This is a genomic window from Actinoplanes sp. HUAS TT8, from assembly GCF_051380535.1.
Classification (GTDB): Bacteria; Actinomycetota; Actinomycetes; order Mycobacteriales; family Micromonosporaceae; genus Actinoplanes.
This window is the reverse complement of the sequence record NZ_CP195646.1, coordinates 4,612,992-4,639,920: the sequence shown is the minus strand read 5'-3', so window position 1 is coordinate 4,639,920 and position 26,929 is coordinate 4,612,992. Positions and strand designations below refer to the sequence as shown.

Annotated in this window: 25 protein-coding genes; 12 read left to right on the top strand and 13 right to left on the bottom strand. The window is 70.5% G+C overall.

All coding sequences use genetic code 11. The features are described 5' to 3' along the window. Positions 1 to 7: 7 nt before the first annotated feature. From hsaD to ACSHV8_RS20940, 5 genes are all read left to right on the top strand, one after another. Entirely contained in the window at positions 8 to 799 is a 792-nt protein-coding gene (hsaD, locus tag ACSHV8_RS20960) for a 4,5:9,10-diseco-3-hydroxy-5,9,17-trioxoandrosta-1(10),2-diene-4-oate hydrolase (protein ID WP_436535429.1), read from the top strand. Then, positions 796 to 1,701 carry an iron-dependent extradiol dioxygenase HsaC gene (gene hsaC, locus ACSHV8_RS20955; RefSeq protein ID WP_436535428.1) on the top strand — a complete coding sequence of 302 codons (906 nt, stop codon included), beginning with the start codon at positions 796 to 798 and terminating at the stop codon, positions 1,699 to 1,701. Before hsaD ends, hsaC begins: the two co-directional genes overlap by 4 nt. Next, entirely contained in the window at positions 1,698 to 2,246 is a 549-nt protein-coding gene (gene hsaB / locus ACSHV8_RS20950; protein ID WP_436535427.1) for a 3-hydroxy-9,10-secoandrosta-1,3,5(10)-triene-9,17-dione monooxygenase reductase subunit, read from the top strand. The genes hsaC and hsaB overlap by 4 nt, the downstream gene beginning before the upstream one ends. 223 nt (positions 2,247 to 2,469) lie before the next feature. Then, positions 2,470 to 2,760: a hypothetical protein gene (locus tag ACSHV8_RS20945; RefSeq protein WP_436535426.1), complete on the top strand. Its 291-nt coding sequence runs from the start codon at positions 2,470 to 2,472 to the stop codon at positions 2,758 to 2,760. A 33-nt stretch (positions 2,761 to 2,793) separates the two neighbouring features. Beyond that, positions 2,794 to 3,366: a hypothetical protein gene (locus ACSHV8_RS20940; RefSeq protein WP_436535425.1), complete on the top strand. Its 573-nt coding sequence runs from the start codon at positions 2,794 to 2,796 to the stop codon at positions 3,364 to 3,366. A gap of 159 nt (positions 3,367 to 3,525) precedes the next feature. Here ACSHV8_RS20940 and ACSHV8_RS20935 read toward each other — a convergent pair whose 3' ends face one another. The 11 genes from ACSHV8_RS20935 to ACSHV8_RS20885 form a co-directional block, all read right to left on the bottom strand. Beyond that, positions 3,526 to 8,076 carry an nSTAND1 domain-containing NTPase gene (locus ACSHV8_RS20935; RefSeq protein ID WP_436535424.1) on the bottom strand — a complete coding sequence of 1,517 codons (4,551 nt, stop codon included), beginning with the start codon at positions 8,074 to 8,076 and terminating at the stop codon, positions 3,526 to 3,528. 91 nt (positions 8,077 to 8,167) lie between these two features. After that, on the bottom strand, positions 8,168 to 8,731 hold the full coding sequence (locus ACSHV8_RS20930; protein WP_436535423.1) for a GNAT family N-acetyltransferase: 564 nt from the start codon (positions 8,729 to 8,731) through the stop codon (positions 8,168 to 8,170). Positions 8,732 to 8,794: 63 nt separating this feature from the next. Next, a complete protein-coding gene (locus ACSHV8_RS20925) occupies positions 8,795 to 9,556 on the bottom strand; it encodes an SIR2 family NAD-dependent protein deacylase (protein ID WP_436535422.1) in 762 nt (253 codons plus the stop codon). Between the two features lie 43 nt (positions 9,557 to 9,599). Further along, the gene (locus ACSHV8_RS20920; RefSeq protein WP_436535421.1) at positions 9,600 to 9,929 is read right to left on the bottom strand and encodes a hypothetical protein; all 330 of its coding nucleotides are present in this window, start codon (positions 9,927 to 9,929) and stop codon (positions 9,600 to 9,602) included. Between the two features lie 4 nt (positions 9,930 to 9,933). Further along, positions 9,934 to 10,344: a hypothetical protein gene (locus ACSHV8_RS20915; RefSeq protein ID WP_436535420.1), complete on the bottom strand. Its 411-nt coding sequence runs from the start codon at positions 10,342 to 10,344 to the stop codon at positions 9,934 to 9,936. Next, positions 10,341 to 10,751, bottom strand: a complete 411-nt coding sequence (locus tag ACSHV8_RS20910; RefSeq protein WP_436535419.1) for a DUF6188 family protein — start codon at positions 10,749 to 10,751, stop codon at positions 10,341 to 10,343. The genes ACSHV8_RS20915 and ACSHV8_RS20910 overlap by 4 nt, the downstream gene beginning before the upstream one ends. Then, complete coding sequence (locus ACSHV8_RS20905) at positions 10,735 to 11,682, bottom strand: acyl-CoA dehydrogenase family protein (RefSeq protein WP_436536844.1); 948 nt, start codon at positions 11,680 to 11,682, stop codon at positions 10,735 to 10,737. The genes ACSHV8_RS20910 and ACSHV8_RS20905 overlap by 17 nt, the downstream gene beginning before the upstream one ends. Continuing rightward, complete coding sequence (locus ACSHV8_RS20900) at positions 11,679 to 12,578, bottom strand: acyl-CoA dehydrogenase family protein (RefSeq protein WP_436535418.1); 900 nt, start codon at positions 12,576 to 12,578, stop codon at positions 11,679 to 11,681. Before ACSHV8_RS20900 ends, ACSHV8_RS20905 begins: the two co-directional genes overlap by 4 nt. Next, entirely contained in the window at positions 12,575 to 13,669 is a 1,095-nt protein-coding gene (locus ACSHV8_RS20895) for an acyl-CoA dehydrogenase family protein (RefSeq protein WP_436535417.1), read from the bottom strand. The genes ACSHV8_RS20900 and ACSHV8_RS20895 overlap by 4 nt, the downstream gene beginning before the upstream one ends. After that, on the bottom strand, positions 13,666 to 14,493 hold the full coding sequence (locus ACSHV8_RS20890) for an enoyl-CoA hydratase (protein ID WP_436535416.1): 828 nt from the start codon (positions 14,491 to 14,493) through the stop codon (positions 13,666 to 13,668). Before ACSHV8_RS20890 ends, ACSHV8_RS20895 begins: the two co-directional genes overlap by 4 nt. Further along, positions 14,486 to 15,982 (bottom strand): FadD3 family acyl-CoA ligase, encoded by a 1,497-nt coding sequence (locus tag ACSHV8_RS20885; RefSeq protein WP_436535415.1) that lies wholly within the window; start codon positions 15,980 to 15,982, stop codon positions 14,486 to 14,488. Before ACSHV8_RS20885 ends, ACSHV8_RS20890 begins: the two co-directional genes overlap by 8 nt. Positions 15,983 to 16,028: 46 nt before the next feature. Between ACSHV8_RS20885 and ACSHV8_RS20880 the strand changes: the two genes are divergently transcribed. The 3 genes from ACSHV8_RS20880 to ACSHV8_RS20870 are packed head-to-tail and all read left to right on the top strand — an operon-like array spanning position 16,029 to position 18,754. Next, positions 16,029 to 17,219, top strand: coding sequence for an acyl-CoA dehydrogenase family protein (locus ACSHV8_RS20880; protein WP_436535414.1), 1,191 nt, complete (start codon positions 16,029 to 16,031; stop codon positions 17,217 to 17,219). Next, the gene (locus ACSHV8_RS20875; protein ID WP_436536842.1) at positions 17,219 to 18,022 is read left to right on the top strand and encodes an SDR family oxidoreductase; all 804 of its coding nucleotides are present in this window, start codon (positions 17,219 to 17,221) and stop codon (positions 18,020 to 18,022) included. The genes ACSHV8_RS20880 and ACSHV8_RS20875 overlap by 1 nt, the downstream gene beginning before the upstream one ends. 21 nt (positions 18,023 to 18,043) lie before the next feature. Continuing rightward, positions 18,044 to 18,754 carry a Uma2 family endonuclease gene (locus tag ACSHV8_RS20870; protein WP_436535413.1) on the top strand — a complete coding sequence of 237 codons (711 nt, stop codon included), beginning with the start codon at positions 18,044 to 18,046 and terminating at the stop codon, positions 18,752 to 18,754. Between the two features lie 21 nt (positions 18,755 to 18,775). On the opposite strand, the gene ACSHV8_RS20865 is transcribed toward ACSHV8_RS20870, so the two are convergent. After that, the gene (locus tag ACSHV8_RS20865; protein ID WP_436535412.1) at positions 18,776 to 19,255 is read right to left on the bottom strand and encodes an N-acetyltransferase family protein; all 480 of its coding nucleotides are present in this window, start codon (positions 19,253 to 19,255) and stop codon (positions 18,776 to 18,778) included. Positions 19,256 to 19,380: 125 nt separating this feature from the next. On the opposite strand from ACSHV8_RS20865, the gene ACSHV8_RS20860 reads away from it, so the two are divergent. Then, positions 19,381 to 21,609 (top strand): M4 family metallopeptidase, encoded by a 2,229-nt coding sequence (locus tag ACSHV8_RS20860; protein WP_436535411.1) that lies wholly within the window; start codon positions 19,381 to 19,383, stop codon positions 21,607 to 21,609. Between the two features lie 99 nt (positions 21,610 to 21,708). Here ACSHV8_RS20860 and ACSHV8_RS20855 read toward each other — a convergent pair whose 3' ends face one another. Then, a complete protein-coding gene (locus ACSHV8_RS20855; RefSeq protein ID WP_436535410.1) occupies positions 21,709 to 23,184 on the bottom strand; it encodes a multicopper oxidase family protein in 1,476 nt (491 codons plus the stop codon). Positions 23,185 to 23,413: 229 nt separating this feature from the next. Between ACSHV8_RS20855 and ACSHV8_RS20850 the strand changes: the two genes are divergently transcribed. The 3 genes from ACSHV8_RS20850 to ACSHV8_RS20840 all read left to right on the top strand — a co-directional run bounded on the left by ACSHV8_RS20850 (position 23,414) and on the right by ACSHV8_RS20840 (position 26,927). Continuing rightward, complete coding sequence (locus tag ACSHV8_RS20850; protein ID WP_436535409.1) at positions 23,414 to 23,848, top strand: hypothetical protein; 435 nt, start codon at positions 23,414 to 23,416, stop codon at positions 23,846 to 23,848. 113 nt (positions 23,849 to 23,961) lie between these two features. Beyond that, on the top strand, positions 23,962 to 25,725 hold the full coding sequence (locus ACSHV8_RS20845; protein WP_436535408.1) for a cellulase family glycosylhydrolase: 1,764 nt from the start codon (positions 23,962 to 23,964) through the stop codon (positions 25,723 to 25,725). A gap of 122 nt (positions 25,726 to 25,847) precedes the next feature. Next, complete coding sequence (locus tag ACSHV8_RS20840; protein ID WP_436535407.1) at positions 25,848 to 26,927, top strand: alpha/beta fold hydrolase; 1,080 nt, start codon at positions 25,848 to 25,850, stop codon at positions 26,925 to 26,927. Positions 26,928 to 26,929 lie beyond the last annotated feature (2 nt).

The following is a 26,929-nucleotide window of genomic DNA, read 5'->3' as shown; positions in this document are numbered from 1 at the left end:
GGCGGCCATGACACTCGCCTTCCATCGCGCCGGGCCGGCCGGGGCACCGCCGCTCGTCCTGCTGCACGGCGGGGGACCGGGCGCCACGGCGATGAGCAACTTCGGCCGTACGATCCCGGTCTTCGCCAAACGGTTCGACACCCTCGCCGTCGACCAGCCCGGATACGGCGCCTCCGAGCTCGGCGAACTCACCGGGCAGTACTTCACCCACGCCGCCGACGCCCTGGCCCGGCTGCTCGACGAACTCGGCCTCGACCGGGTCGACCTGATCGGCAACTCGCTCGGCGGCGGCACCGCCGTCCGGTTCGCCCTGAACCACCCCGCGCGGGCCGGGAAACTACTGCTCATGGGCCCGGGCGGGCTCAGCCTGAACGTGTTCGCGGCCGACCCGACCGAGGGCGTCAAACGGCTCGGCGCGTTCGGGGTGGCCCCGAGCCGGGAGCGGATGGCCGCGTTCCTGCGCACCCTCGTCTTCGACCCGTCCCTGATCACCGACGAGCTGATCGACTCCCGGCTCGCGGCCGCCGGTGATTCTTCCTTCCTGCGTGATTCGTTCGGTGGCCCGCACTTCGAGGAGGGCCTGCTCTGGCGGGACGCGCACCGGCTGCGCAACGAAGTCCTGCTCGTGTGGGGCCGGGAGGACCGGGTCAACCCGCTCGACGGCGCGCTGGTCGCGCTCAAACTGATCCGGCGCTGCCGGCTGCACGTCTTCGGCGGGTGCGGGCACTGGGCCCACCTGGAGAAGTTCGACGAGTTCAACCGCCTGGCGTTCGACTTCCTGGAAGGAGACCCGTCATGAGTCTCGTCCGATCCCTCGGCTACCTGCGGGTCGAGGCCACCGACGTGCCGGCCTGGCGCGACTTCGGCGTGAAAGTGCTCGGCCTGGTCGAGGGGCGCGGACCCGACCCGGCCGCGGTCTACCTGCGCATGGACGACCTGCCGGCGCGCATCGTCGTCGTGCCCGGCGAACGGGACCGGCTCGCCGCCAGCGGCTGGGAGCTCGCCTCCCCGGTGGCGCTGGCGCAGCTCACCGCCGTACTGGAAGAAGCGGGTGTCGGTTTTAAAGAGGGCGCGGCCGAAGAACTCGCCGCACGGCGGGTCGACCGGATGATCAGCGTCGACGACCCGTCCGGCAACCGGCTCGAATTCTTCTGCGGGGCGGCCCTCGACACCCGGCCCGCGATCAGCCCCTACGGGACAAGATTCGTCACCGGCGAACAGGGCATGGGTCACGTGGTGCTGCCGTCCTTCGACGACGAGGCGGGACTGCACTTCTGGACGGACGTGCTCGGCTTCCGGCTGCGCGACTCGATGCGCCTCGTCCCCGAACACGTCGGCCTGCCGCCCAGCGACAAACCCTTGTGGATGCGCTTCCTCGGCTGCGGCCCCCGGCACCACAGCGTCGCGCTCGCGCCGATCCCCGCACCCAGCGGACTCGTCCACCTGATGACCGAGACGGCCACGATCGACGACGTGGGCCGGGCGATCGACCGCTGCACCAGGAACAAAGCGCCGATGATCTCCACGCTGGGGCGGCACGCCAACGACGACATGATCTCCTTCTACGTCCGTACCCCCAGCGGTTTCGACATCGAATACGGCACCGCCGGCCTCACCGTCGACGACGCCACCTGGGTGGCCCGGCAGACCACCGCGCACAGCGTGTGGGGCCACCGCTTCTTCGGAGGCGGACACGGGTGACCCTCCCGACCGACGTCGACGCCCGCGAATTCCGCCGGGTGTTCGGCCACTTCTGCACCGGCGTCACCGTCATCACCACACCCGGCCCGGCCGGATTCGCCTGCCAGGCCTTCGCCCCGCTGTCCCTGGACCCGCCACTGGTCCTGTTCTGCCCCCAGGCCGGCTCCCACACCTGGCAGCGCATCCAGCGCACCGGCGTGTTCTGCGTCAACGTCCTCGCCGAAGAACACCACGACCTGTCCCGTACGTTCGGAGGCCGCCACCCGGACCGGTTCGAGGGCCTCGCCTGGAGCCCGTCCCCGCTCGGCGCGCCCATCCTGGACGACGCGCTGACCTGGGCCGAATGCTCCGTCGCGGCCGTCCACCCGGGCGGCGACCACGCCATCGTCGTCGGGCGCGTCCTGACCCTGGGCGCGTGCCGGGAGGGCGGGCCGCTGCTGTTCTACAAGGGTCGCTACCACGCGACCGCCCCGCCGCCGCTCTCCGCCACCCCCGAGGTCGTCGACACCCTTCTCGCCTGGCCCCGCCACACCGACTGGATCTGACCCGCCCGTCGGCGGCCCGGCCCGGCTCGACGTGTCAGTGGAAGACCGCTTCAAGCCGCCTCCTTCGGGTGAATTGTTCAATACCCGCACCTTCGTCGGCTGCTTTTGACTGACTGCCGTGTCCAGATGGGCCGGACGGGCCATTAGGTCCGCACCGTCCACGTGGATAGCATCACCGAATCCTTCTGGGAATACCTGATCATTCCGGCAGGAGGCGATTCGCGTGCCCACACTTGCGATCCTGGCTGCCACGGAGACGACGGCCGACCGATTGGGATTGGTCGGCAAGGTCGTTCTCGGCATCCTGTTCTTGTTATTGGTGATCATTATCGGAGCGGCGATCGGTGGATTGGCCGTCAAGCTGCAGGGGTTCCTGGTCGCGGCCGGGATCGTACTGCTGGCGACCTCACTCGGCGGTTGGATCTTCGGCGCGCACTGGGCTCAAACGGTCGCCGGCGCCGGGGTCGGCTGCCTGGTGTTCGCGGTTGTCGGCGCCATGATCAGCGGATCCTGAGGGTGCTTTGGTCGTGCTGGAAGGGGGACATCGATGGGTGAATTCGGGTTCGAGATCGGATACGGCGAGCCCACACCACCACCGCGGGTCAATCCCCAGGAGGAACTGGCGAACGTCTTCCGCGGCATCAACGATGCGGCGAACAGTCACCGGCACGGTTTCGCTCACGCGGTGTGTGTGGCACCGATCGCCTCGGCCCTCGACCTCGGCCTCGTCTGTGGCCTGCTGCGCCGCGAACTCGCGGTCGGCGCGGTACCCGTGGCGAAGTTCGCCCGGCGCAGCGACAAGAAGAATTATCTGGGAGCGGCCGAGAGCGACGACCTTTTCATCCGGACGGTCGTGAATCGTTTCCGGCGTCTGCGTTTCCTGGACGGGACGCCGTACGAGGAAATTGTTCTGCTCTCCGGCCGGGACAAACGAATCGTGCTGGCGGAGCGCCGGACTCCCGCGGGAATGGCCGGTGCCGGTCAGGTCCTCATCGCCTATGCGGTGGTGGTCGCGGAGCCGGAGGGCGCGGTTCGCAATGGGCGGCTGTCGGCCTCGCTCCGGAACTGGGTCGACGGCCCGCTTGAACTTTCCGCGCCGCTGTTCAAAAACCGATTCTGATCATCGCCGCGCCTACTCGCCGTGGGTCGGGATGATGAACGCCCCGAGAAGCCCCGTCAGGGTGAGCAGGAAATCAGCGGTCATCAACTTCCGGATTGGCACCCATCGACCGATGGCGAGTCCCCGCCGGACACACGCGGTGGTGCGCCCTCCGCCTGGCTAACGGGTGCCGCAGGCCGGGGCGTAGGGTTCACCACTCGCGAACCTCGCCCAATCCTTCTCGGAGATCGCGCCGGCCTGATCGCAGAGACTTCGAATCGGGTCGAGATAGATCGTGTAATTCGACAATCGCACGCCTGCGTCGTCGGCGATGGCGAGCAGTTTCCCGTCCGGACTAAACTCCACATCGTTGACCACACCGCTGTCAGCGGTGATCGGCACGCCGACCGGAATGCCGGTGGCCGGGTTCCAGAGCCGCACCCAACCGATGTCCAGATTGCGGTCGCTGCTAGCGGTCGCGACCAGACTTCCGTCCGGACTGAACGCCACGTGGACCTCCGCGTCGGTGCCGCCACCGAGTGTTCCGCCCGGCTTGCCACTGGCCAGATCCCAGAGCCGCGCCTGGCTGGCACCGCCGAATTCTTTGGCGGTGACAACGGCGAACAGTTTCCCGTCCGGGCTGAACGTCATCTCCTCCACCGAGTCCTCGTCGGTGCCCAAAGATGAGCCGACGGGTTTCTTAGTGGACAGGTCCCAGAATTGTACCGGGCCGGTGGCAGGGGCGGTGGCCAGCAGTCTCCCGTCCGGGCTGAACGCGACATGGTTCACCTGGTGGGCGTCGCGGGCCAGCGGGGCCGCGACGGATCTGCCGGTCGCGACGTCCCGGAGTTGCAACTGATCGCCGGCAATGTTGGTGTTGTAGTCGTCGATGACCGCGGCGATCAGTCTTCCGTCCGGGCTGAACGCCACCTCGGTTACGGCGTTCATTTCGTCGGCCAGTGGTGCCCCGACGGGTCGTCCGGTGGCCGGGTCCCGGAGCCGCACCGGCCCGCTGCTGTCGCCTGCGCCGACGCTGGCGGTGGCGAGCAGTTTTCCGTCCCGGCTGAACGCCACATCAATTGTGGGATAGGCATCGCTGCCCAGCGGAACGCCGGTGGGTGTTCCCGTCGCCCAATTCCAGAGTCTTGCCGATGTGCCTACACCAGCGGTGGCGAGCGATTTTCCGCTCGGGCTGAACGCCGCCTTGTACACCAGGCCTGCAGTGTCGGCCAGCGGTGCGCCGGCGGATCTTCCCGTGGCCGGGTTCCAGAGCCGCACCGACCCATTGTCGCTGGACACGGCGAGCAGCTTGCCATCCGGGCTGAATGCAGTCCTGACAAACGACCCGGCGTCGGCGATCCGTATATCGGCGATTTTACGGGTGGCAGTGTTCCAGAGCAGCACCTGCCCGATTTTGTCGCGGCTTCCGGTCTGGTCGGTGGCGGCGGCGAGGAATTTCCCGTCCGGACTGAACGTCACATCCGACACCGATCCCGCGGCCGGGCCGAGTGATACTCCGATAGGTTTCCCGGTGGTCACGTCCCAGATCCGCAGACTGTCGCCGGTTTCGGCGTTAGTCTGGCCTGCGGCGAGCAGCGTTCCGTCCGGGCTGAACGCCATGCTCGATACGTCGATGCGTTTGATCGGCAGTCGCCTGCCAGCCGGTTGACCACTGGTCGAATTCCAGAGCCGGAGTTCGGTTCCACTGTGGCCGATGGTGGCGAGAAGCTTTCCGTTCGGGCTGAACGCCAGGTCCGATACGTCGCTGGGATCGCCGGCCAGGGATACACCGACCGCACGACCGGTAGCTGCGTCCCACCGTTTGGCCTGGCGCAAGACTGTGCCCGACTCGTCCAGGACGGCGGCGGTGACCAGCTTGCCGTCCGAACTGAACGCCACGTCCGACACCAGGCCGTTGACGCTGGCCAAGGGCTCGCCGACCGGTTCGCCGGTAGCCAGGTTCCAGAGTCGTATCGAGTCGCTGCGGGCGCCAGCGGCTACCGAAGTGACGGCGAGTAGCTTCCCATTCGGGCTGAATGCCACCCCGTGCACCGGGCCTGTGCCGGTACTCAACGGGGAGCCGACCGGGATTCCAGTGGTGGGGTTCCATATCCGAACCCCGCTACCTTCGGCTCCGCTGCTGGCGACGGCGAGCAGTTTGCCGTCCGGGCTGAACTTCACATCGGATGGTGAACCGGCCTGGCCGAGCGTGTCGGGCTGATGGAGGAGCAGGGCACTGGCCGCGGCGCCCGCTTCCTGCGTGTTGGCGGCGTACAGGGCGGATGCCGCCAACTGCTGCGCCGTGCGCCACGAGGAGCTTCTCAGGTTCTCGCTCTGCGCCGCCAGCTGCCGGGAGAGCGCCATGGCGTGCTGCTCCCGCGCCCGGCGCGCGTTGACCTCCGCGGTGTCCGCGTTGCGGCCGGCCAGGACCGCGGCTGTCCCGAACGACAGCAGTAGCAGGACCAGAGCCGCGGCGGTGGCCTGGTAGAGCCCGCGCCGGCGCCGGTCGCGGCGCCGGCTCGCGGCCAGGAACTGTTGTGCCTCGGCGTCGACCGCCAGCTGCCGGGTGGTGCCGGCCGTCCAGCGGTCGACGGCCTCCCTTACAGCATGAAGTTGCCCACCGCGATAGAGGTAGGAGCCGTCACGCTGGTGGCTCTGCCAGGCGTGCACGTCGTCGATCAGGGCCCGGTGCAGAGCCTGGTCGGTGAGGCTGGGCTGCAGCCAGCCGCGCAGCCTCGTCCACGAGCGCAGCAGCTCCTCGTGGGCGATGCCGACCAGGTCAGGGTCGGTGCGGGTGAGCAGCCGACGGGCCGTGAACTCGTCGAGCACCACATCCAGGTCGGATGGTGAGCAGCCGGCCGCGGCCCGCAATGCGGCACGGCCGGCCGGGCGGCGGGTGAGGCGGCCGTCCGCGGCGACGGCCAGATGGCTGAGGACCCGTTGCGCGACGGTCCGGTGGGCCTCGGACAATCCGAGGTAGGCCCGTTCGGCGCTGGTCCGCACGATGTCGGCCACCCCGCCGGTGCGCCGATAGCCCTCCGGTGTCAGCTCGCCGCCCTGAACGTCGTCCCACATCACCCACATGACCTGCGACAGAAGTGGCAGCACGCCGGCGTCGAACCCGACGGGCAGGTTACGGTCGCGCAGGTCGTCGAGGACCGCGGTCACCACCTCGGCGGGCACCCGCCGGCCGGCCTCCTGCGCCGGTGCCGTGATCGCCTCCGCCAACTCCGACTCGCTCATCGCGGCCACGGTGAAGACGCCCAGTTCCACCGCCTCCCGCAGCGGGCCGAATCGAACGGCCTGATCGAGGAAGTCGCCCCGGATCGTGGCGATGACCAGGGCCGAGGGTTGCGCATCGGCCGGTCCCCGGGTCACCGCCATGGCGTGCAGGGCGGTCAGGAAGGCCGCCTGCCGCTGCTGGTCGCCGAGCATGTTGACCACCTCCTCGAACTGGTCGATCACCAGCACCAGCCGAGCGGGAAAACCGCTGTCACCGGTGGCGCTTCCGGCCACGATCTGCGCTGCCAGCAGGTGCGCCTGTTCGGGATTGCCGGTGAGTACCTTCTCGACGGTGACCGCGTCGAGGCCGGCGAGATCACCCAGGTGGGTGGCCAGCATCAGCAGGGGATCGGCGCCCGGGGTGATCAGCCGGCGTGGCCACAGTCGGCAGCCGGGAACCAGGCGGTCCTCGGCCAGCGCGGGCATCAACCCGGCATGCAGGAGCGACGACTTTCCCACCCCGGACGGCCCCAGCACCAGCGCGATACCGCCGCCGGTCAGCCGCGAGCGCAGATGTTCCAGCAGGCCGGCGGTTGCTTCCCGGCGGCCGTAGAACACACCGGCATGACGTTGTTCGTAGGGCAACAGGCCCCGGTACGGGGAACCGCTCCAACGAGGTTGCCGGCCCGGACCCGGATCAGGTGCGTCCGCGACGGCCGGGCCGGAAGTCTGCAGGACCTGAAGTGCTTCCAGGATGCGGCCGATGTCGCCCTCGACCTGGCGGGCGCGTTCCCGGTCGGCCTGCTGGCGAGCGATCTCCCGGCCGAGATCCTGGTGCAGCGCTTTCAGGTTCAGGCGGGCCGCGCTCAACGCCCAGCCGAATTCCCCGAACATCTCGTTGAGGGCGACGAACGCCTGGGCCATGTTCGCGGCCAGTTCCGGCCGTTCCACGGTCGCCGTCCGCAACGCTGTCCCGGCGACATCGACCGTCGCGAACAGGGTGATGATCTCGTCGCGCAGATCCTGATGCGACGGATCGGCCGAGGCGAACGCCGCGGCGACCCGATCGGCGACTGCCCGCTGGACCTCGGCCACCGGCACGTCGCGGTCGCCGCCCCGGTCGCGTAACTTCGCGACCGCTGTGGTGATCACATCGGTGAGCACGTTGGCTCCGACCGAACCGAGTACCCCGGCCCCGGCCGCCAGTACCGCGCCCGCACCGGCGGCCGTGGTGATCACCGGAGCCAGCGCGGAGACACACAGGAAGCCGACCAGCCCTGCCGGTGACAGTTCGTGCAGCCGGGCCGCGCTCGCGGCAACCGAATCGGCGACCGCGCCACACATGCGCTTGGCCAGATCCGGCTCGGCCTGCGGGTCGCCGTCCGGCGAATCCTCGACTTCCGATCCGATCCGAGCGATCGGCACCCGGCCGGCATCGCCGCGACGTGACAGGTGTTCGGAATTCTCCTCGGTCGGCTGCGAGGCGCCGGGAGTCGACGGAATGGGCACAGCCGTGAATTATGGGACCGTGTCGGCGGTTTCTTCCCTGGTCGGCACTCGATGGAGTGACGACAATTCTTTCCACCGCCTCCGCGGCGTCCTAGGGTTGCCCCCACTGCTTCTCGGTGATCTCGTATCGCACGCCCCCGTGCTCGGCGCCCTCGACCATCAGCATGTCCGGGGGAGTGTCGACGGTGCCGGCCATGGTCATGCCGACCTTCTTCATGACGTTCTGGGATCCGCTGTTCAGGGACATCGTCTCGGCCCAGACCAGGCGGAGGCCGAGCTCGGTGAACGCCTTGTGCAGCAACGCCCGTGAGCCCTCGGTGGCGTACCCCTTGCCCCACTCGGCCTGGCGCAGCCGGTAGCCGAGCTCGGCCTCGTCCAGCGGGCCCTCCCGCTCCGGGCGCAGCAGGAACCAGCCGATGAAGGCGCCGCTGCTCCGGTCCTGGGCGGCGAACACGCCGAAGTTGCCGCCCCACCGCTCGTAGGCGGCGAGGATGCCGGGCACGTGGCGCTCGCGGATCTCGTCCGGGTCGGTCGGCTCACCACCGGACAGGTAACGCATGACCGCGGGGTCACTGTCCAGTTCGATCAGCAGGTCGGCGTCGTCGGCGGTGAAGTGGCGCAGCGTCAGGCGTTCGGTGGTGAGGTAGGCGGTCACGAGCGCATCCTGCTGGGTGCGGACGGAAAGGGCCAACGCTTTTCGGCGCCGGCCCCGCGTCACTCAGCGAGCGACGCGGGTGGCCTCGGCGACGGCGGCGCAGATCCGGGGGAGGGCCGTGCCGATCGGCTCGCGGATCACCTCGACGGCGAGGTCGTCGTACGGGGTCGGATCACGGTTGACGATCACCAGGCGGTGGCCGGCGTTGACCGCGACCGCGCACAGCGAGGCCACCGGCTCGACCCGGAGCGAGGTGCCGACGGCGATCATGAGCTGGGCGTTCGCGGCGATCCGCTCGGCCAAGCCGGCGGTGGCCGGGTCGAGATGCTCACCGAACAGGACGACGGCCAGTTTCAGGATCGCCCCGCAGTCGACACAGCGAGGGTCGGTGTCCCCGGCGTCGACCCGGGCCATCGTCGGCTCGCTCGGCGTGCGCCGGTCGCAGCCGGTGCAGACCACCTCGCGCATCGTGCCGTGCAGTTCGAGCACCTTGCGCGGGTTGGAGCCGGCGGTCTGCTGCAGGCCGTCGATGTTCTGGGTCAGGACGCGCACCGCGACACCCGAGCGTTCCAGGTCGGCGAGCGCGCGGTGGGCCGCGTTCGGCCGCGCCGACCAGGCCGGGTGGCCGTGATAGGTCTGCCAGAAGGCCGCCCGGACCTCCGGGTCGGCCATGAACGACTGGTAGGTGAACGCCTTGACCAGTTCCGGGTCGAGGGTCCACACCCCCGACGGCCCCCGGTAGTCGGGGATCCCGGAATCCGTCGAGACACCCGCGCCGGTGAGCACCGCCACCCGTTCCACCCCGTCGACCCAACGCTCGATCATGGTCGCCGATCGTAGGGCGCCGCTGCCGTGCCGACCAGCCAATTCAGAGGTAGGCGGCGCCGGCCTCGGTGACGTCAGCCACCAGCACATCGTGATCGGTGTCGCCGGACCATTCCTCGACGCGGCCGCTCGCCTGCCGAAGTTCGTCGCCGGAGACCGGGACCCCGTCGGCCCACGGCGCCGGCCAGGTCTCGAAGCGGCGCACCTCGATCAGATCGTCCTCGGCCAGCGAGACCAGGGCGGGCCCGAGGACCTCGGTGACCGCCTCCCGCGACGGCGCCCCGTCCCGGCCGAGTTCTTGGAGCTTCGCGGGCGACTCCAGATCACCGAGGATCTGGTACTCGGCGTAGTTCAGACCTGTGCGATCACTCATGGAATCAGTCCTCACCGATGTCCAGGCCGCCGCCGAGAACCTCGACGGGGCCGGGGCCGTCCAGATACAGCCATGTGAGGGTGTCACGACCATCGTGATGGTGCAGAAGATGACGGACCTGCTCCGGCCACGGCTCGTCAGGCGCCAGCCGGAGGACCCTCAGCTCATCGACGAAGTCGTCCCAGGACCCCGACGTGTCCATGCTGAGGTGCACGACCTGCTCCACCACCAGCGCGACCTCGGCCGCATCCTCTCCACCGGAGGTCAGCGTGATCCGCACTGAGCTGCCGCCCCGCGAAGCGGCGACGGCGATGTCGCTCAGGAACCAGCCCCGGAACCGGTCAGGATTCACGATAGGGCGGCCGCCGCTGCGCCGACGAGGTGATTGCGGCGCCTGGTTGCTGGCGCTGGTCATTCGGGTTCCCAGATCGCGACGGAACCGCCGGGGACGTTGACCACGAGGAGGCCGTTGTCGGCGCGTAGCTGCCAGGCCTCGTACATCATGTCGGGTTCGACGGTGAGACGGGTCGCACCGAAGTTGATGGTCAGGATGCCGGCCGGGGTGAGGGCGATCGCCGTGACGTCGGTGTTCAGCAGCGGCACGAGGGCCGCGGCGACTTCCGTGGTGACCGGCTCGCTGTGGAGTTCGGGCCGGTCGGGGCCGGTCACGCGGATCCGGCCCTCGACGAGGATTTCGTAGAACGGCTGATCGCCGAATTCCAGCAGGACGCCGCCGCCCAGGCGGAAGGCGATCAGCGGGCGGCCGGCGATCGGGGTCAGGTGCCGGTTGGCCAGGTCGACGTCGTCAGGTGCCACCACCATGAGAACCGATCATGCCGTACGGCAGCAGCGTGGCCGCGAGTCGGTCGAGGTGGGTAGCCGGGGCGCCGAAGAGCTGGGCGTCGCCGTAGGCGCGGCGCAGGTAGCGGTGGGCGTCGTGCTCCCAGGTGATGGCCAGGCCGCCGTGCATCTGGACCATTTCGGCGGTGATGGCCTGGAAGGACTCGGAGCAGTGGACCTTGGCCATCGCGGCCCGGGTCGGTGCGTCGGGGGAGTCGGCGACCAGGGCTTCGGCGGCGGTCCAGGACGCGGTGCTGGCGGCTTCCAGGCGCAGGTACGCCTCGGCCAGCCGGTGCTGGATGACCTGGAACGAGCCGATCGGCCGACCGAATTGGACCCGCTGCCGTACATAATCGTGGGTCATCTCGAAGGCTCGGGACGCCGCGCCGATCTGTTCCGCGCTCAATGCCACGCAGGCCAGGTCGCGCAGCCAGGAGGCCAGTCCGGGGGCTTCGCCGAGGCGTCGGGCCGGAGCGTCGCCCAGGTGCACGACGGCCTGGGGGCGGGTGGGGTCGAGCAGGTCGCACGGCCGCACGGTGACGTCGGCGGGCGTGACCTCCCAGAGGGTGTCCCCGGTGACCGTCAGGATGATGTCGGCCGTCGGGGCGTCGAGGACCGGGAAGTCGGCGAACTTCAGGGCCGCGACGCGATCGCCGGCGAACAGCGACGGCAGCAGCTCGGTGGCGCCGACCTTCAGCAGCGCCTGGGTGGCCAGCACCGCACTGCCCAGCATCGGCGACGGCGTGAGCTGCCGACCCAGCTCGGCCAGCACGACCTGGCACTCCAGCAGGGTGGCGTCGACAGCCAGGGCGGCTACGCCGATCTCTTTGCACAGGCGCGGCCAGAGAGGGTCGGGGCGGGCGGCCAGCAGACCACGTACGGAATCGCGCAATGCTTTTTGCTCGTCGGTCAGTCGCATCGGTCCTCCTTGGCCAGTTCGGCCATCACCCGCGCCCGATGGTCGGCCGGGGTGCCCCAGGCCAGGCTCAGGGCCTTGACCTTGGTCAGCCATCGGCCGAGGCCGTGGTCCCGCGTGTAGCCGATCGCGCCGTGCACCTGCAGTGACGTGCGGGCGGCCCGGCCGGCCGCGCCCGAGCAGGCGACCTTCGCGGCCGAGATGTCGCGGGCGGTGCCGGTCACCGCGGCCGCGTGGAGCAGTGGCCGGGCGAACTCCAGGCCCACCGCGACGTCGGCAAGACGATGGCGTACGGCCTGGAAACGCCCGATCGGCCCGCCGAACTGATGCCGGTTCCGGGCGTGGTCCACGGCCGCTTCGAGCAGTGCCCGGCCGGCGCCGAGCAGCTGCGCGGCGCAGACCAGCGCGCCGAGGTCCAGGGCGCGACCGAGGTCGGGGCAGGTCCGGGCCGGCCCGTCCGGAACGACCTCGAACAGCCGTCGCGTCGGGTCCAGCGACGAGTGCGCCACGACGGCGCGGGCCGGCCCGACCATACCGTGGTCGGCGAGGAGTACCACGTCCGCGACGTCGGCGTCGAGGGCGTACGGAAGCCACGGCGGCGCGGCCAGAGTTCCCAGCCCACGGCGATCCGACAGGGCGGGCACCGCGGCGATGGTCTCGGCCACCGGCCCGGGAACCGCGTGATGCCCCAGCTCCTCGGCGGCGATGACCAGGTCGGCCGGGTCGTCGAGGGCCGTGACCCCGACCTCGGCCAACTGTTCCCAGAGTCGCAGGCCCGGCCCGTGATCGCCGTCAGCCCAGCGGTCCGCGGCGGCCGGCACCCCAGCGGCCGACAGCAGATCGTGAAGGACGGCCGCGAATTGAGCCTGCTCGGGCGAGGGGACCAGGTTCATCGCGGCAGTCCCAGCACCCGGGTGGCGACGATGTCCCGCTGGATCTCGTCGGTCCCCGCGTAGATCGGCCCGGCCAGCGAGAACAGATAGCCGTCGGTCCAGGCCGGATCGACCTCGGCCTGTGGTCCGAGCAGCTCCAACGCGGTCTCGTGCAGCCCCACGTCCAGCTCCGACCAGAACAGTTTGATCATGCTGGCCGAGCCGGGCGCCCCCGCGAAGGCGTGCATCCGATACGCCTGAGCCCCGATCCACGCGTCGGCCACGCGATCCCGCAGCGCCGGATCGCCACCCTCCAGCCACGTCGCGACCAGCCGCCGGGCCGCCGCCGTGAACCGTCCTGGGCTGCGCAGACCCGTCCCGCGTTCGTGTCCGGCGGTGCTCATGGCGACCCGCCAGCCGTCCCCGGGCGCGCCGATCACGTCGGCGTCCGGCACGAATACGTCGTCCAGGAAGATCTCGCCGAACCCGGGATCGCCGTCGAGCTGCCGGATCGGCCGCACGGTCACCCCCGGCGCCCGCAGATCGACCATCAGGTAGGTCAGTCCCCGATGCCGCTCGGCGGCCGGATCGTTGCGGAACAACCCGAACGCCCGATCCGCGATCACCGCCCGCGAGCTCCACGTCTTCTGCCCGGTCAGCCGCCAGCCGCCCTCGACACGCTCGGCCCGCGACCGGATCGCCGCGAGGTCGCTGCCCGCGTCCGGTTCGGACCAGGCCTGCGCCCACACCTGCTCGCCCCGGGCCATCGGCGGCAGGATCCGTTCCCGCTGCTCAGGGGTGCCGTGCGCGAACAGGGTCGGTGCGAGCAGGAACAACCCGTTCTGACCGATCCGTGCGGGCGCCCCGGCGCGGTGATACTCCTCTTCGAAGATCAAGAACTGCATCGGGGGTACGGCCCGGCCCCCGTACTGCCGAGGCCAGGTGACCACCGCGAGCCCGGCCTCGGCCAGCCGCCGCTCCCAGGCCCGATGCGCCGCGTCGCCCTCGGGGGTGTCCATGCTCGGCAGTGGTGAGGCGGGCACGTTCGCGGCCAGCCACGCCCGCACCTCGTCGCGGAACGCGTGGGCCTCGGGCGGCAGGTCGAGGTTCACTCCTTCATCGCCTTCGGGTCCAGGCCGGCCAGGGGATCGCCGGTGACCTCGGCGTTGTGGGCGTGGGCGACGTGGTGCAGGCCGAAGACGGCGTCCATCCCGGCGCGCATGCCCATCAGGTCCTCGCACTGGTTCAGCGCCCGCTTGGCCAGGGCCAGCCCGAACGGCGGCATCTCGGCGACCCGACCGGCGAGCGTCATCGCCGCGGCGTCCAGGTCGTCGCGGGGCACGACGCGGTGGACCATGCCGATCTCGTACGCCCGCCGGGCACTGAATCGATCGCCGGTGAAGAGGATCTCGCGGGCGAAGCGCGGCCCGAGGGCCCACGGATGCGCGAAGTATTCGACGCCGGGGATGCCCATCCGCAGCACCGGGTCGGCGAAGAACGCGTCGTCGGACGCGACGATCAGGTCACACACCCAGGCCAGCATCAGCCCACCGGCGATGCACGCACCCTGCACCATGGCGATCATCGGTTTCGGGATCTCCCGCCACCGCCGGCACATGCCCAGGTAGACCTCGATCTCCCGGGCGTAGCGGCGGTCGGCGCCGGACCGGTCGGTGTGATCCCACCAGAGCGCGGCCCGCCGCGGGAACGACGTGTCGGCGTCCCGCTCGGGCGTGCCGATGTCGTGCCCGGCCGAGAAGTGCTCGCCCGCGCCGGCCAGGACGATCACCCGTACCGCACGGTCGTCGACGGCCCGGGTAAAGGCCAGATCCAGCGCGTACGTCATGGCCGAGTTCTGTGCGTTGCGATACCGCGGCCGGTTCATGGTCACGACCGCGACCACGCCCCGGCGTTCGTAGAGCACCTCGTCAGCCATCGGCCGCCTCCGCCCGCAGCAGGTATTTGAGGACCTTGCCGGAGGCGTTGTGCGGCAGCTCGGACCGCAGCGCGACGCCGCGCGGCACCTTGTACCCGGCGAGCCGTCCCCGGCAGAAATCGATCACCTCGGCCTCGGTGAGCGTCTGCCCCGGACGGCACACCACGAACGCCCGCCCGACCTCGCCCAGCCGCTGGTCCGGCACCCCGATGACGGCCGACTCGGCGACCTGGGGCAGCCGGGCCAGGGCCCGTTCGACCTCGGCCGGGTAGACGTTGAAACCGCCGCAGATGTACATGTCCTTGAGCCGGTCGGTGATCGTCAGATATCCGTGCTCGTCGAGCCGCCCGACGTCCCCGGTGTGCAGCCAGCCCCGCGCGTCGATCGCCCGGGCGGTGGCGTCCGGGTCGTCGAGGTAGCCGAGCATCGTGTTCGGCCCGCGCAGCAGCACCTCACCGTGGGGCGGGTCGACCCGGACCTCGAAGCCGGCCGCGGCCCGCCCGCACGTCCCGGCCACGGTCGCCGCGTCGTCCCCGGGCCGGCACATCGTGGCGACGACCGCCTCGGTCAGTCCGTACGCGGTCAGCACCTCGGCTCCCAGTTCCTTGCGCATCCGCTCGACCAGGGCCGGCGGCACGACCGCGGCCCCGGTCACGGCCAGGCGCAGGCTGGACAGGTCGTGCCGACCGGCCTCGGGATGGTCCATCAGGCTGGTGTAGAGGGTCGGCGGGCCGGGCAGCACGGTGATCCGCTCGGCGGCGATCAGCTCCATCGCGCGGGCCACGTCGAACACCGCCTGGGGCACGATTTTCGCGCCGCTGACCAGGCAGGACAGGATGCCGGCCTTGAGTCCGAAGCTGTTGAAGAACGGGTTGACCACCAGGTAGCGGTCGTCCGGCCCGAGCCCGGCGATCCCGGCCCAGGCGGCGGCGACGGCCAGGGACTGCCGGTGGGCGCTCATCACGCCCTTGGAACGCCCGGTCGTGCCCGAGGTGAACAGGATGTCGGCGACGTCGTCGGGAGTGACCGCCGCGGCCCGCGCGTCGGCCTCCTCCTCCGGGACCGTGTCCCCGGAGGCCAGGAAGTCGTCCCAGCCGGCCGGGATCGACACGACCAGGTCGGGTAGTGACGCGCCGGTCGCCCGCAGCTCGGCCAGGCGGTCGGTGCCGAGGAACGGGCCGACCACGACCAGGCCGCGGGCGCCGCTGCGCTCGACGACCTCCCGGGCCTCGACCGCGGTGAACCGGGTGTTGACCGGCACCAGCGTGGCGCCCGCCCAGCTCGTCCCGAGCGTGGTCAGCACCCACTCGGCCGAGTTCGGCGCCCACAGGGCGAGCCGGTCGCCGGGCCGCAGACCGCCCGCGATCAGGGCTCGGGCCACCCGCCGGACCTGGCCGGACAGGCCGGCCCAGGTCAACCCGCCCAGGGCCGGGGCCGAGCCGAAGACGTGGGCCGCGCGGGCCACGGCGGCCGGGATCGTCGAGGTCATGGCACCGCCTCCGCGACCGTGGTCAACCAAGCAAGTGCTTGGTAGGGTGAGCCTACGCGCGGAGCGGGAGGCGACGCCAGTGGACGATGACCAGGAGTTCAGGCGCGAGATCCGGGACTGGCTGGCCGCCAACGTGACCGACGACCTGCGGGGCGCCGGCGGCGCCGGCCGGGAGAACGAGGCGTTCGGGAGACGTCTCGCCTTCACCCGGCGACTGGCCGCGGACGGCTGGTCCACCCTGGCCTGGCCGGTCGAGCACGGCGGCCGCGGTGCGTCCCTCGCGCGGCAGGTGATCTTCCATGAGGAGTACGCGAAAGCGGGCGCCCCCGGCCGGGTCGACCACATCGGCGTCACCATGGTCGGCCCCACCCTGATGCGGCTCGGCACCGTGCAGCAGCGGGACCGGTTCCTGCCCGGCATCGCCGCGGCCACCGAGCTGTGGTGTCAGGGCTACTCCGAGCCCGGCGCCGGCTCCGACCTGGCCGCCGTCACCACCCGGGCCGACCTCGACGGCGACCACTGGGTGCTCACCGGGCAGAAGGTGTGGACGTCGCTGGCCCACGTGTCCGACTGGTGTTTCGTGCTGGCCCGCACCGCGCCGATCCCCGAAGGTGCGTCCCGGCACGCCGGCCTGTCCTACCTGCTGGTGCCGATGCGCCAGACCGGCGTCACGGTCCGGCCGATCCGGCAGCTCACCGGCGACAGCGAGTTCAACGAGGTCTTCTTCGACGGCGCCCGCACCGAGCGGGACCTGGTCGTCGGCGAACCCGGCCAGGGCTGGAAGGTGGCGATGGCGACGCTCGGCTTCGAGCGCGGCGCGGCCACCGTCGGCCAGCAGGTCGGCTTCCAGCACGACCTGGACGACCTGGTCGCGCTGGCCCGGCGCACCGGCGCGGCCACCGACCCGGCCGTGCGGGAACGGCTGACCCGCGCCTGGATCGACCTGACCGTGCTGCGGGCGCACACCCTGCGGCTGCTGTCCGAGCCGCCCGCGGCCGGGACGGCGACGGTCATCAAACTGCTCTGGTCGCGCTGGCGCAAAGGGCTCGGGGAACTGGCCATGACCGTGCTCGGGCCGGCCGGGGTGGCGTCCGAGCCGGGGGACGGCGAGGTCGACCGGTGGCGGCGGCTGTTCCTGTTCAGCCGGGCCGACACGATCTACGGCGGCTCCGACGAGATCCAGCGCGGCATCCTGGCCGAGCGGGTCCTCGGGCTGCCCCGGCAGGACCGCCGATGATGCCGGAAGGCCACCACCTGGACGCACCGGACACGGCCGGGCCGGACGGGCGCGAACTGCTGGCCGGCAAGGTCGTGGTGGTGACCGCGGCGGCCGGCACCGGGATCGGCGCCGCCATCGCCGAGCGCTGCCTGGCCGAGGGTGCCCGGGTGGTGCTCAGCGACCGGCACGAGCGGCGACTTGCGGCGGCTCACGAGCGGCTTCTCACGACGTACGGGAAAAGGGTCTGGTCCTTGCCGTGCGATGTGACCGACGAGCGTGACGTGACCGCGCTGGTGAGCGGCGCGGCGGCCGAGTTCGGGCGGCTCGACGTCATGATCAACAACGCCGGGCTGGGAGGCGAACGCGCGGTCGACCGGATGACCGACGACGAGTGGTCGCGCGTGCTCGACGTGACCCTGACCGGCACTTTCCGCTGCACCCGGGCCGCGCTGCGGCAGATGATCGCCCAGGGCGGCGGGGGAGCGGTGGTCAACAACGCGTCCGTGCTGGGCTGGCGCGCGCAGGCCGGGCAGGCCCACTACGCGGCGGCCAAGGCCGGGGTCATGGCGTTCACCCGCTGCGCCGCGCTCGACGTGGCCGCCCACGGCATCCGGGTCAACGCGGTCGCGCCCAGCCTGGCCACCCACCCGTTCCTGAGCAAGGTGATCAGCGAGCCCGAGCTGGCCGGGCTGGCCCGGCGGGAGGCGTTCGGGCGGGCCGCGCAGCCGTGGGAGGTGGCGACCGTGGTGGCGTTCCTGGCCAGCGACTACGCCTCCTACCTGACCGGCGAGGTGATCTCGGTCAGCAGTCAGCACCCCTGACCGCCCGGCGCTCATGGTGAGGTGGAGGCGCTCGGCTGGGACGACGTCACCGGCATGGGTGGAATCTCGGGGCGGAGCGCCGCAGCTGGAGGGCGGCCACTGGCGAGTGCCTTGCCCGGCTGGACGGCGTGGCAGAATTGGCGCGTTATCGGTCTGGAGGTGTTGTCGATGAGTGTGGCGCTGTTTGAGCATCCGGGTCCATGGAACGAGGAGCAGTACTTCGCGCTCGGTGAGACGCCGAACCGGATCGAGTTGATCGACGGGGGACTGTGGGCGAGCCCGGCACCGAACAAACCTCATCAGGACATCTCCTTCCTCCTGATGGCCGGCATCCGCCCAGCGGCTCGGGCCGTCGGCCTGCGTGCCTACGAAGCGGCCAACGTCCGGCTCGGCACCGACCGGATCGTCATTCCTGATCTTGTGGTGGCCGACACGGATCCCAAGGGTGGCGTGATCGAGGCATCCGAGGTCGCCTTGATCTGCGAGATCGTCTCACCGAGCAATGCTGCGAACGACCGGCTCCTCAAGATGCAGTTCTACGCTGCCGCCCAGATCGGGTGGTATCTGCTGGTCGAGCCCGACCTCACCGATTTCGAGTCGGTGGCCTTGCGTATGTTCCGCATCGAGGGCCAGCACTACGTCGAGCACGCCGATGTGCCATTCGGCGCCACCCTGACGCTCGACGTCCCGTTCCGCTGTGAGATCGACACCAGAACCCTCCTGGACTGGTAGCACTCTCGGATGGATCGAGGGTCAGGTGGCGAGCGGGACGGTCAGGGTCAGCCGGAGGAAGCAGGTGTCGCCCGGACCTGGGCGGCTGTGGCCGTCGGGCCGCCAGCCGCGGCGGGAGTAGAAGGCTCGGGCCTGCTGGTTGCGGTCCCAGACGTCGAGGCGGGCGGTGTGGACGCCGTCCGCCTGCCAGCGCTGGACGCTCCGATCGTGCAGCCGAGCGCCGAGGCCGTGCCGCCAATGGTCGGGCCGGACGTAGAGGCCGACGAGTTTGGCGGTGGTGAGGTAGGCGAGGGCGACCACCTCGGTGTCGCGGTCGATGCAGAACACAGCGTGTCCGGGTGAGGCGAGGGCGTCGGCGTAGATTCGGCGGGCAGCGGCCGGCCAGGCCGGGTCAGGCGCGACCACGCCGCGGTAGACGGCCTCGCGGGCCTGGCGGTGGACGTCGACGAGGGCGTCGAGGTCCGCTGCGGTGGCGAGGCGAATTCCCGGGTCGGTGAACATCCGGTCGATGCTAACTGTCCGGTTTGGAACATGAAATTTACACACGTATCGCGTCGCATAAGCCTGCGGATATAGAAGTATAGACATTAATAGATGTCTTCTTCTCGGATCGCAGGAGGACGTTAGTGAGAACCGGAATCGCGCTGGCCGGCATCATCGTGCTGGCCGGCGGAGGGCTGGCGGCGACCGCCACGACCGCGTCGGCCGCACCGCCCGTCACCCCCGGAACGTCGCTGATCGCCGCGGCCGACCGGGCCCTGGCCCAGCACCCCACCGCCGTGAAGGCCTCGTCCGAAGATGCCTACCAGGTCTACAGCAGCAAGACCGACGCCGCCGGCCGCGGCACCGTCCGCTACACCCGGACCTACGACGGGCTGCGGGTCTACGGCGGTGACCTGATCATCCGTACCGACGCCAAGGGCGCCTACGCCGGCAGCTCGGTCGGCCTGGCCAAACCTCTTACGCTGGGCACGACGCCGACGGTCACCGCGGCCAAGGCCCGCAAAGCGGCGACCGCCGCGTTCAAGGGCCGGGCGAGCGGCACCGGCACCCCGGAGCTGTTCGTCGACGCCAGCCGGGGCACCGGCGTGCTGTCCTGGGAGACCGTGGTCAGCGGATGGCTTCCGGACGGGCAGACCCCGTCACGCCTGCACGTGCTCAGCGACGCCCGGACAGGGGCGGTCACCGGCTCGTACGACGAGATCGAGACCGTCGCGGGCACCGGCAACAGCCTGTACGCCGGTGCGGTCGCGGTCGAGACGACGTCCACCGACAGCGGTTTCAGCCTGACCGACCCGGTGCGCGGCAACGGCTACACCTGCGACATGGGCAACCGGACCTCGGGCACCTGCGCGGTCTTCACCGACGCCGACAACGTGTGGGGGACCGGCGCCAACAGCGACCGGGCCTCGGCCGCGGCCGACGCGCACTTCGGGGCGGCCACCACGTTCGACTACTTCAAGAACGTGCACGGCCGTAACGGCATCTTCGGCACCGGGGTGGGCGTGCCGTCCCGGGTGCACTACGGCAGCGCGTACGTCAACGCGTTCTGGGACGGCGCGCAGATGACCTACGGCGACGGCTCCGGCAACGCGAAACCCCTGGTGGCGCTGGACGTCGCCGGACACGAGATGTCGCACGGCGTCACCGAGAACGTGGTGCCCGGCGGGCTCACCTACGCCGGCGAGCCGGGCGGACTGAACGAGGCCACCAGCGACATCTTCGGCAGCATGGTCGAGTTCTACGCTAACAGCTCGGCCGACCCGGGCGACTACGACATCGGCGAGAAGATCGACATCCGGGGGACCGGGGCGCCGCTGCGGTACATGTACAACCCCACGCTGGACGGCTCGTCGCACGGCTGCTGGTCGAGCACGACCAAGAACGTCGACGTGCACTACTCGTCCGGTGTCGCCAACCACTTCTTCTTCGACCTGGCCGAGGGCAGCGGCGCCACCGCGTACGGCACCTCGCCGCTCTGCGGTTCGGCGTCCCCGGTCACCGGCATCGGCCGGGACAGGGCGGCGGCCATCTGGTTCCGGGCCCTGGACAGCTACTTCGTCTCCAGCACCAGCTACACCGCGGCGCGCGGTTACACCCTGGCCGCGGCGGCCGACCTGTACGGCTTCTGCGGCACCGACTACAAGGCCGTCCAGGCCGCCTGGACCGCGGTGAACGTGGCCGGCGACGACTTCTGCTCCACCGGCAACGACTTCGCCCTCACCCTGTCGTCGGCCACCACGGCGATCGACCCGGGCACCTCCACCACCCTGACCGTCGGCACCACCCTGGTCAACGGCGAGGCCGAGGCGATCACGTTCAGCGCCGGGACCACCCCGGCCGGCGTCACCGTCTCGTTCGACCCGGCCACCGTCACCGCCGGTGAATCGACCACGGTCACGGTCAGCGCGGCCGAGGGGGCCAGCCGCAGCAGCGCCCCGGTCACCGTCACGGCCGCCGCCGCGTCGATCACCCGCACGGCCGCGCTCACCGTCACCGTCAACAGCTCGGCCGGCTGCGTCGCCACCAACGCGACCGACGTGACGATTCCCGACAACACCACCGTGACCAGCACCGTCGAACTGGCCGGGTGCACCGCGACCCCCTCGGTGACCAGCGCGGTCGAGGTGCACATCGTCCACACCTACATCGGTGACCTGGTGGTCAACCTGATCGCGCCCGACGGCACCGCCTACGTCCTGCACAACCGGGCCGGGGGCAGCACCGACAACATCAACCAGACGTACACGGTGAACCTGTCCGGCGAGACCGCCGACGGCACCTGGACGCTGCGGGTCCAGGACGCCGCCTCGGCCGACACCGGATACCTCGACAGCTGGACGCTCTCCCTGTGACCTCCGGCCGGGGCGGCGGCGGGTGCCGTCGTCCCGGCCGGTTCTCCGGCGTCCCTTTCGAAAGATCAAGATCCGCTTACGGTACGGCGGTCACCACGGTCAGTTCGCGGCGTCCATGACCATGAGCATGGCCATCATCCCCTCGTCCTCGTGGACCGTGTTGTGGCAGTGCAGCATGTATCCGTACGTGTCGTCGGCGTAGTCGACGAACCGCATGGCGATCACGTTGGTGCTCTGCGGCGCGATCAGGATGGTGTCCTTCCACTCGGCGTACCCGCCGGTCGGCGTCACCCCGTTGACCGTCAGCACCTGGAACGGCACGTCGTGCAGGTGGAACGAGTGGGTCAGCGCGGTCGCGTTGGTGATCGTCCACACCTCGGTGGCCCCGAGCGTCGTCATGATCTCGGCGCCCGCCATGGCGGTCATCGTGGTTCCGGCCACGCCGTTGATGAGCATGGTGTTGCCGCTGTTGGACAGTGCGATGGTGCGGGTGGCGTCCGGGCTGCTGACGTCCAGCGCGGTGAACGTGGCCAGCGTGCTCGGCAGGGCGTCGGCCGCGGCGGTGGCGGTCGAGGTGAGGGTCACGATCGAGGACGTGCCGCTGCCGCCGCGGGCACCGCCGGCCGTGACCGTGGCCTGCAGGGTGATGGTGTCCGTGCTGGTCACGTCCAGGCAGATCTCGGCCCGTTCCCCGGCGACCAGGGTCAGGGCGGTGACCGCGAGCGGCGCCGACAGCAGCGCGGCGTCGGTGGCCACCTGGGTCAGGGCGGCCCCGTCGGTCCGGGTGATCGTGACGATGTCGGCGATCGACGCGTTGAGCAGGTGGAACCGGACCCGGCCGGCGTCGACCGTGAGTTCCGGCGTGCCGGCGACCGCCACGTTGGACCCGTTGACCAGCAGCGGGAACGACGTCGTCCGGGCCGTCTCGCCCGCGGTCGTGAACTGCAGCACGCCGGCCGTGCTGACCGGGTTCGACTGCACGATCAGCGGGAACTGGTCGGTGCCGTAGGTATGGGGCAGCGCCGCCGCGCCGTCGGTGTCGTCGTCCACGATCAGCATGCCGGCCAGACCGCTGGCCACCTGCTCGGCCGTGGTGCCCAGGGCGTGCGGGTGGAACCACAGCGTGCACGCCGCCTGGTCGATCGCGAACGACGGCGACCAGGTCGCGCCCGCGGCAATGGTGTTCTGCGGCCCGCCGTCCACCGAGGGCGGCACGTGCGCGCCGTGCCAGTGGACGGTGCTCACGTCCCCGAGGTTGTTGGTGACGTCCATCCGTACGGTGTCGCCCTGGTTCACCTTGAGCACCGGCCCCAGGAAGGCCTGGTTGAACCCGCAGGTCGCGCTCTGGACTCCGCTGAGGATCTCGGTGGTGCCGGACTGCAGGCCGAGCGTGAAGACCTTGACCCCGTCGCTGCCGGTGGCCGGGTCGAGCAGGGGCGGGACGGTCAGGGTGCCGGAGGCGGTGGCCGCGCGGGCCGGGCCGGCCAGGGCCAGGCCGGCGCCGGCGGCGGCGAGAAGGCCGAGGCCGCGCAGGAGTCCGCGGCGGTGGAGGGTGGGCACTGTGGATTCGGTCATGGGCGCTGAAGTTAGGAATCGACGCTGTGGAATGGCTATGCGATGGGTGTCAAAATCCACAGATTAAATACAGAAAAGCGTCGCTCTATGTGTGCTGCCTGTAGTAATCCCTGATGGGCGGAGTTTCTGCGGCCCGGTCGCATAGCTGTTTGACAGACCGCTCCCATTGATCTCCGAGAATGTTTCACCACGGTGAGCCGTCATCCATGGAGCACCGGAAAGGGAAATCATGCGCAGACGCACACTGACCAACGGCACGATCGTCACGGCCGGCCTGCTGGCGGTCACCGCGGCCGGCGTCGCCATCGCGAACGCGGCCACCAGCCCGGGGAGCAGCACGGCTCTCAGCCAATGCGAGAAGGTCTTCCTGGCCTCGGCCCCGGCCGGTGACCCGGCCGGCAGCCTGTGCACGACGGTCGACGGCAGTGCGATGACGGTGACGTTCACGCCGGCGTCGGCCTGCGACGACCGGGTCATGCTCCGGGTCTCGGGCGCCGACGCGAGCGGCGTGGAATTCGGTGACGTCCAGACCGTCGCCTGTTCCCCGGACCGCGCGATGGCCGCGTTCACCCCGGGCGTCGAGGCGGCCGCGGACAGTTTCGTCTGTGGCCTTCTGCTGGCCGAGAAATACACCGCGGCGCAGGCCTGCGTCCCCATTTCCTAGGCCGGCCCGGCCGGGGAATCGTGGCATTCCCCGGCTCCGGCCTTCCGCGTCATGTGGCAGGTGGCGCGTATTCGGGTCGTTGCACCCGGTTTCTGATCGATTAACGTCAATACATGGTGCGAGCGCGATGGATCTTTGTGCTGATGCTCCTGGGGTTCGCGGTCACCGTGCCGCAGCCCGCGTTCGCCGCCGCCAGCGGGTTCACCGACCCGTACGGCCGCGAGCTCACCTTCCGTGGTTTCAACGTCTCCGGCAGCACCAAGCTCCACGAGAGCGGGCTGCTCCCGTTCCGCAGCACCGCCGACGCGGCCGCCTCGGCCACGGCGATGCGCGAACAGACCGGCGCCAACGCGATCCGCTTCCTGATCAGCTGGGAGGGCGTGCAGCCGGCCGCGACCACGATCGACACGGCCTATCTGAGCCGGGCCGCCGCCCAGATCAGACAGTTCACCGATCGCGGTATTCACGTGCTGCTCGACTACCACCAGGACCTCTATTCGTCCTACGTCTTCAACACCGGCAGCTGGTACACCGGCGACGGCGCCCCGAAATGGGTGATCGCCAAGGGGAGTTATCCGACCGAGTCGTGCGGGATCTGCGTGCTCTGGGGTCAGAACATGCTGACCAACAACGCCGTCCGCAAACCCGCCTACGACTTCTGGCACAACACCTACGGCGTGCAGGACGCGTACCTGGCCCAGGCCATGTCCGCCCTGACCTACCTCGGCACCGCGCTGCCCAGGGACATGCTGCTCGGCGTCGACCCGTTCAACGAACCGTTCGACGGCGGCCTCGACGGCGCGTCCGGCACGACCTGGGAGCAGACCTACCTGCTGCCGTTCTACCAGCGGTTCCGGGCCGTGATGGACACCGCCGGCTGGTCCGCCCTCCCGCTCTACGCCGAGCCGCTGGTCTTCTGGAACACCACGTTCGGCGAGGCCGGCGGTCTGTCCACGATCCCGGCGCTGGGCGGCCGGTACGTCTTCAACAGCCACTACTACGACGGCGCCCGCATCACCGTCGACCCGACCGCGGCCGGCGACGGCACGTACTCCTCGGCCATGAACCGCATCCGCGACCGCGCGGTCACCCTCGGCACCACCGGATTCGTCTCCGAGTTCGGCAACGCCATGAGCAACTCCCGCACACCGTGGATGGTCCGGGCCATGTACCAGGGCCTCGACTCCCGCCTGTCCGGCGCGAACTTCTGGAACAACGCGGCCGGTTCCGGCCCGGTCCTGTCGGCCACCCAGTGGCAGTGGGACGTCTACAGCGGCCGCCACTCGGAGCTGATGAACGGCAACCCGAGCAAGGTCCAGACCACCGGCGACGCCTGGAACGGCGAGGACCACTCGGTGATCGCGTCCGGCGCCCTGCGTCTGGACCGCCGCGTCCTCGACCGCCTCTACCCGTCCGCGGTCGCCGGGCACACCCTGGCCTTCGCCTACGAGGACCTGGCCCGCGACGGGTTCGCCGGCGCCGGCACCCAGAAGGCCTGGCTGACCGTCCCGTCCCGGCTCACCACGATCGCCGCCCTGGTCGCCGCCCGCCAGTACGGCGTCCTGGTCTGGCGGGACACCGGCATCACCGCCCCGACCGAACTGCACCTGCCCGGCTCGTTCGCCCCGGCCCGCACCACCGTCGTCAGCGACCTCGGCACCCGCACCGGCCTCCCGTCGACCGGCACGATCGCGGCCGGCCCCGAGACCGGCGCCACCACCGCCCAGCGCCTGCTGCTGACCGCGTCCGGCGCCACCTCCGGCACCGTCCACGTCGCCCTGATCATCAACACCTCGGACACCACCACGGTCCCCGCCGCGACACTCACGGCCGCCCGCACCGAGCTTCTGACCTGGGCTTCCGGCATCACCTGGTAAAAAATCAAGATCCGCTCGGCGTACGGATCCCAGCACCGTCAGCGAATCGTCAGGTTCCCGTAGAGCCGCCGAAAGCCGTGTCGGCCTTACTGACTCCGACCGCCACCGACGGATCGGAAGTCATGACGAAACGTTCCCTGGGCCGTCGCGCCCTGCTGACGACCGGAGCGGCGGCCGCCGTGGCCGCCGCGACCGGGCTGGCCGTGCTCAAGCACAAGCTCGACACGTACCAGGATCCCGGGCAGCGACTCGTCGATGCGGCAGGCTACCGGCAGCGGGTCGCCCAGGTCGGCGACCTGGCGATCGGTTACGCCGAGGGGCCGGACAACGGCCCGCCGCTCGTCCTGCTGCACGCCCAGCACATGGACTGGTACAGCTACAACCGGGTGCTGCCGGCGCTGGCCGAGTCGTTCCACGTCTTCGACGTCGACTACCCGGGCCACGGCGGCACCCCGGCCCCACCCGGCTATCCGATGACGGCCGCCCGGATCGGCGCCGACCTGGCCCGATTCGTCGAGGACGTCGTGGGCGCACCGGCCCACGTCACCGGCAACTCCTCCGGCGGGCTCCTGGCGACCTGGCTCGCCGCGAACCGCCCGGACCTGGTGCGCGCGGTCGTCCTGGAGGACCCGCCGCTGTTCTCGGCCGAGTACCCGCGGATCGCCCGGACGATCGCCGACCGCTCGTTCCGGACCTGCGCGAACGCCGTGCGCGAGGGCACCGACGACTTCCTGCTCTACTGGATCCGGGCCAGCAAGCCGTTCTTCGACCGGAACGTCGGCCGGGGCGCGGCCCGCCTGCTCGTCGAGGCCGTCAAGGAGCGCCGCCGGGCCCACCCGGGCGAGCCCCTGGAGATCGGGCTGCTGCCCGACGACACCGTCCGCCAGTTCATCCGCGGCCTCGACCGGTTCGACCCCCGCTTCGGCGCGGCCTTCCACGACGGCACCTGGCACACCGGCTTCGACCACGCCACCGCCCTGCGCGCCATCGGCTGCCCGGCCCTGCTGGTCCAGGCGAACTTCAGCGTCCTGGCCGACGGCACACTCGACGGCGCGATGACCGAGGAGGACGCCGGCCGGGCGCTGTCCCTGCTGCGCCGGGGCACCTACCGGCGAGTCGACGCCACCCATGTGATCCACTTGGACAAACCCGATTATTTCGTACGGCTGGTCAAGGACTTCCTCCTGACCGCGAACCGGTAGGT